Genomic DNA, 4,491 nt, shown 5'->3' on the forward strand with positions numbered 1-4,491 from the left:
GGCCTGCCGCGTCACCTGCCCCACCGCCTCCAGGCGCCGGTTGGCCTGCTCCAACCCCTGCTGGGCACGCTCGCGCTCGAGCACCTGCAACGCGATCCACTCGAGCGTCATGAAGGTCACCAACGGCCCCACCAGCCCGTAAAACCCCAGGTGGATCCAGAAGGTCTGGTCGTACTGGTCGCTGCGCAAGGCCAGCTCGAACACCACCACCACCAGCGCGATCAACAGCGGCAGCACGACGCGGGCGAGTTTTATCAGCCGATAGAGGCTGGGAACGGCTTCCACAGCGATAGGGTACAGGAAAGGGAGAGGGATTTTAGCCACCGGGGGTGAGGATTGGGAGGGAGCGGTCAGCGAGGGGCGAAAGGCTCGTAGCTCACCCCACCCCGGCCCTCCCCGCCGGCGGGGAGGGGGTATCCCCCCCGGCCCCCCTTGTTAAGGGGGGTGACAAGGCGTTTGGCGTTTTGCGTCTTGCGTTTTGCGTTTTGCGTCTTGCGTCTTGCGTACGACGTAGGACGTACGACCCGCGTTCAGCTATCGGCTATGGGCCATCGGCATTCAGTGCACAGGACATACACCTACCCCTCGAGCCGCTCGACCACCTCGGCCCGCAGCACCCCCCGGCTGGCGTCCCGCAGGGCGGCCTGGAAGGCCTCGAGCGCGCTGGCCTCGAGGGTGAGCTCGAGCCGCAACCCCTGTGCCGTGTAGCCCTCCGCGTCGCGGGGCAGGCCGCCGCGCTCGAGCAGCCCGTACACCACGCCCGAGAGTTCGAAGGGCACCTCGAGCGCCACCCGTACCTTGGGGCGTACCTCGCGCCTGGGGGCCTGGCGCAGGCACTCGGCCGCGACGCCGCCGTAGGCCCGCACCAGCCCGCCGGTGCCCAGCTTGACCCCGCCGAAGTAGCGGGTGACCACCACCATCACCCGGTCGAGGCCCTGGCCCCGGATGGCCCGCAGGATGGGCTGCCCGGCGGTGCCGCCCGGCTCGCCGTCGTCGGAGAAGCGGTAGAGCGGCCCGACCTGGTAGGCCCAGCAGTTGTGGGTGGCCTCGAGCTCGCGGACTTGCTCGAGGAAGGCCAGCGCCTCCTCCGGCGTGGCGGCCGGGGCCGCCCGCGCGATGAAGCGGCTCTTCTGGATGACCTGCTCGAGCTCGTGGGGAGCGGCCAGGGTGATCACGCCTCGAGCTTCCCCCGCGCGGCCCGGTACATGACCTCCACCGGGGGCTGCTGCCCGGTCCACAGCTCGAAGGCCAGCGCCCCCTGCCACACCAGCATGGGCAGGCCGCCCAGCGTCCTGAGCCCCGCGGCCTTGGCCTCGCGCAGCAGGCGGGTTTCCAGGGGGTTGTACACGATGTCCACCACGGTGCCGCCGGCCGGGAGCCACTCGGCCCGCAGCGGCGTGGCGGCGGGGTCTTTGAGCCCTACGGTGGTGGTGTTGACGATGAGGTCGCTCGAGCGCGCCATGGCCGCGAGCACGAGCTCGTTGTCGGTGACCTCGCCCAGGCCGAATTCGCGCTGGAGCTGCGCGGCGCGCTCCAGGGTCCGGTTGCCCACGCGCACCTGGGCCCCGGCCTGCTTGAGCGCCCAGGCGATGGCCCGCGCGGCCCCCCCGGCCCCCAGGATGAGCACCTTGGCGCCCCGGTACTCGATCCCGGCCTCCTCGAGGCCGCGCAGGAAGCCCGGGGCGTCGGTGTTGTGGCCCTCGAGCCGCCCCTCGCGGTTGACGACCGTGTTGACCGCGCCGATGGCCTCGGCCTCCGGGGAGAGCCGGTCGAGGTAGGGCATCACCGCCTCCTTGTGGGGCACGGTGACGTTGACGCCGCGGTAGGCGCGGCGCACCTCGTCCATGCGCTCGGCCAGGGCCTCCGGGGGGGTCTCGAGCGCGGCGTAGCTGCCCTCGATGCCCAGCGCCTCCAGGGCCGCGGCGTGCATCGCCGGGGAGAGGGTGTGAGAGAGTGGATAGCCGATCAGGCCCAGCCTCATGGGGTCAGTTTACAGTCGGGGCCGTGGGAGCCATTATGATGAAGCTAGTGATACGCCTGGTCTTTCTGCTTCTTCTTGCCCTGGGCTGGGCAGGTGCGAAAAGCTACATCATCCCCATCGAGGGGGTCATCGACCAGCCCCTGGCCATCTTCCTCGAGCAGTCCCTCGAGCAGGCCGAGCGCGAGGGCGCGAGCGGGGTGGTGCTCTACGTCGACACCCCCGGCGGGCGCGTCGACGCGGCCATCCGCATGTCCGACGCCATCCTCGCCAGCCCGCTGCCCACCATCGCCGTGGTGCAGAACGCCTTCTCGGCCGGGGCGCTGATCTCGCTGTCGGCCCAGCAGATCTACATGCTGCCGGGCTCGGAGATCGGGGCCGCGCTGCCGATCACGGTGACCCCGGTGACCCAGCCGGAGGCCGCCGACCGCAAGGTGATCTCCGCCCTGCGCGGCAAGTTCCGCGCCGTGGCCGAGGCGCGGGGCCGCCCGGTCAACCTGGCCGAGGCTATGGTGGACCCCGAGCGCGAGGTGCCGGGCCTCTCCACCCGGGGCGAGCCCCTCACCCTCTCCGCCCAGAAGGCCACCGAGACCAAGATCGCCGACGGGGTGGTGAGCAGCCTGGGCGAGGCCCTCGAGAAGGCCGGCTTCAACCCCCAGACCCAGCGGCTCGAGCCCGGCACCCGCGTCAACGTGGCCCGCTTCCTCACCAACCAGATCGTCGCGGCCATCCTGCTGGCGGTGGGGGTCCTGGGCATCGCCCTGGAGTTCTTCACCCCCGGCACCTTCCTGCCCGCGACCATCGGCATCATCGCGCTGGCGCTGTACTTCCTGGGCGGCTACCTGGCGGGCTTCTCGAGCCTGCTGGAGATCGGGCTGTTCGTGGGCGGGCTGCTGCTGCTGCTGGTCGAGCTCTTCATCACGCCGGGCTTCGGCGTGCTCGGCGGGCTGGGCATTGCGGGCATCGTGGCCTCGGTGTACCTCACCTTCGGCAGCCAGTCGGTGGCGGTGGGCTCCTACGCCGTCCTGATCGTGGCTGTCGGGCTGTTCCTGATGTTCCGCTTCTTCCCCCGCACCCGCCTGGGGCGGGCGCTGGTGTTGGAGAGCGCCATCGCCGAGCAGGCTCCCCCGCGCGACGAGCTCCAGAGCATCGTGGGGGCCATCGGCACGGCACTGACCGATCTTCGTCCTGCGGGCACCGCGCTCTTCGGCGAACGGCGGGTGGACGTGGTGACGCAGGGTGAGTTTATCGAGCGGGGCACCCCGATCCGGGTCACCGAGGTCGAAGGGGTGCGCGTAGTAGTACGAAAGGAAGGTTGAGTGTGGAACTATTGGCTCCGGTTCTCGTAGCGACCCTGATTATCGTCGTCCTGTTCATCTTCTTCACCTTCATCCCGGTGGGGCTGTGGATCACCGCCTTCTTCTCCGGGGTGCGCGTGAGCCTGGGCACGCTGGTGGGGCAGCGGCTGCGCCGCATCCCCCCGTCCCGGATCATCCTGCCCATGATCAAGAGCTTCAAGGCGGGCATCCCGGTGGAGGTGACGCGCCTGGAGTCGCAGTACCTCGCCGGGGGCAACGTCGACCGCGTGGTCGACGCCCTGATCGCCGCCGAGAAGGCCGGGATCAAGCTCACCTTCGACCGCGCCGCCGCCATCGACCTCGCCGGGCGCGACGTGCTCGAGGCCGTGCGCCTGTCGGTCAACCCCAAGGTCATCACCTCCCCCATGGTCGCGGGCATGGCCCAGGACGGCATCCAGCTCCTGGCCACCGCCCGCATCACCGTGCGGGCCAACATCGACCGCCTGGTGGGCGGCGCGGGTGAGGAGACCATCGTCGCCCGCGTGGGCGAAGGCATTGTGGCCTCCATCGGCCAGAGCATGGACCACAAGCAGGTGCTCGAGCAGCCCGACCGCATCTCCAAGACCGTGCTCGCCAAGGGCCTCGACGCCGGCACCGCCTTCGAGATCCTTTCGGTGGACATCGCCGAGGTGGACGTGGGCAAGAACATCGGCGCCCAGCTCCGCACCGACCAGGCCGAAGCCGACAAGAAGATCGCCCAGGCCAAGGCCGAGGAGCGCCGCGCGATGGCGGTGGCCGCCGAGCAGGAGAACAGGGCCGCCGTCGAGGCCATGCGGGCCAAGCTCGTCGAGGCCCAGGCCGCCGTGCCCCTGGCGATGGCCGACGCCCTCAAGAGCGGCAAGCTCAGCGTGATGGACTACTACCAGCTCAAGAACATCGAGGCCGACACCGACATGCGCGAGTCGATCAGCAAGGCGACCGAGGGGGAGGAGAACCGGTGATGCGCGATGCAGCTTGACGACCTGCTGGGCCTGCTGTTTCTGTTCTTCTTCGTCATCCTCCCCGCCCTGCGCGGCTTCCTGCGGCGGGGGGACGACACCTTCGACATCCCCGACATCGACCAACTGCCCACCGACCCCGACCAGGCGCAGCGCAGGCCCCCGGCCCAGCCGCGCCCCCAGCCCACCCAGGCCAGCCCGCAGCAGCCGCGGCCCC

Annotated in this window: 4 protein-coding genes and 2 pseudogenes; 3 read left to right on the forward strand and 3 right to left on the reverse strand. The window is 70.3% G+C overall.

What is annotated here, in order from left to right; genetic code table 11:
• The 3 genes and pseudogenes from MEICH_RS29400 to MEICH_RS0114155 form a co-directional block, all read right to left on the reverse strand.
• Positions 1–285 (reverse strand): annotated as a pseudogene (locus MEICH_RS29400) (sensor histidine kinase); the annotation flags it as partial.
• A 293-nt stretch (positions 286–578) separates the two neighbouring features.
• On the reverse strand, positions 579–1,175 hold the full coding sequence (locus MEICH_RS0114150; RefSeq protein WP_027893188.1) for an IMPACT family protein: 597 nt from the start codon (positions 1,173–1,175) through the stop codon (positions 579–581).
• Positions 1,172–1,981, reverse strand: coding sequence for a shikimate dehydrogenase (locus tag MEICH_RS0114155; protein ID WP_027893189.1), 810 nt, complete (start codon positions 1,979–1,981; stop codon positions 1,172–1,174). The genes MEICH_RS0114150 and MEICH_RS0114155 overlap by 4 nt, the downstream gene beginning before the upstream one ends.
• A 38-nt stretch (positions 1,982–2,019) precedes the next feature.
• On the opposite strand from MEICH_RS0114155, the gene MEICH_RS0114160 reads away from it, so the two are divergent.
• The 3 genes and pseudogenes from MEICH_RS0114160 to MEICH_RS25130 form a co-directional block, all read left to right on the forward strand.
• A complete protein-coding gene (locus tag MEICH_RS0114160; protein WP_027893190.1) occupies positions 2,020–3,297 on the forward strand; it encodes an NfeD family protein in 1,278 nt (425 codons plus the stop codon).
• Between the two features lie 2 nt (positions 3,298–3,299).
• Positions 3,300–4,277 (forward strand): flotillin-like protein FloA, encoded by a 978-nt coding sequence (gene floA / locus MEICH_RS0114165; RefSeq protein ID WP_027893191.1) that lies wholly within the window; start codon positions 3,300–3,302, stop codon positions 4,275–4,277.
• A 6-nt stretch (positions 4,278–4,283) separates the two neighbouring features.
• A pseudogene (locus MEICH_RS25130) lies at positions 4,284–4,491 on the forward strand (hypothetical protein); the annotation flags it as partial.

This window comes from Calidithermus chliarophilus DSM 9957 (genome assembly GCF_000430045.1).
Taxonomy (GTDB): domain Bacteria; phylum Deinococcota; class Deinococci; order Deinococcales; family Thermaceae; genus Calidithermus; species Calidithermus chliarophilus.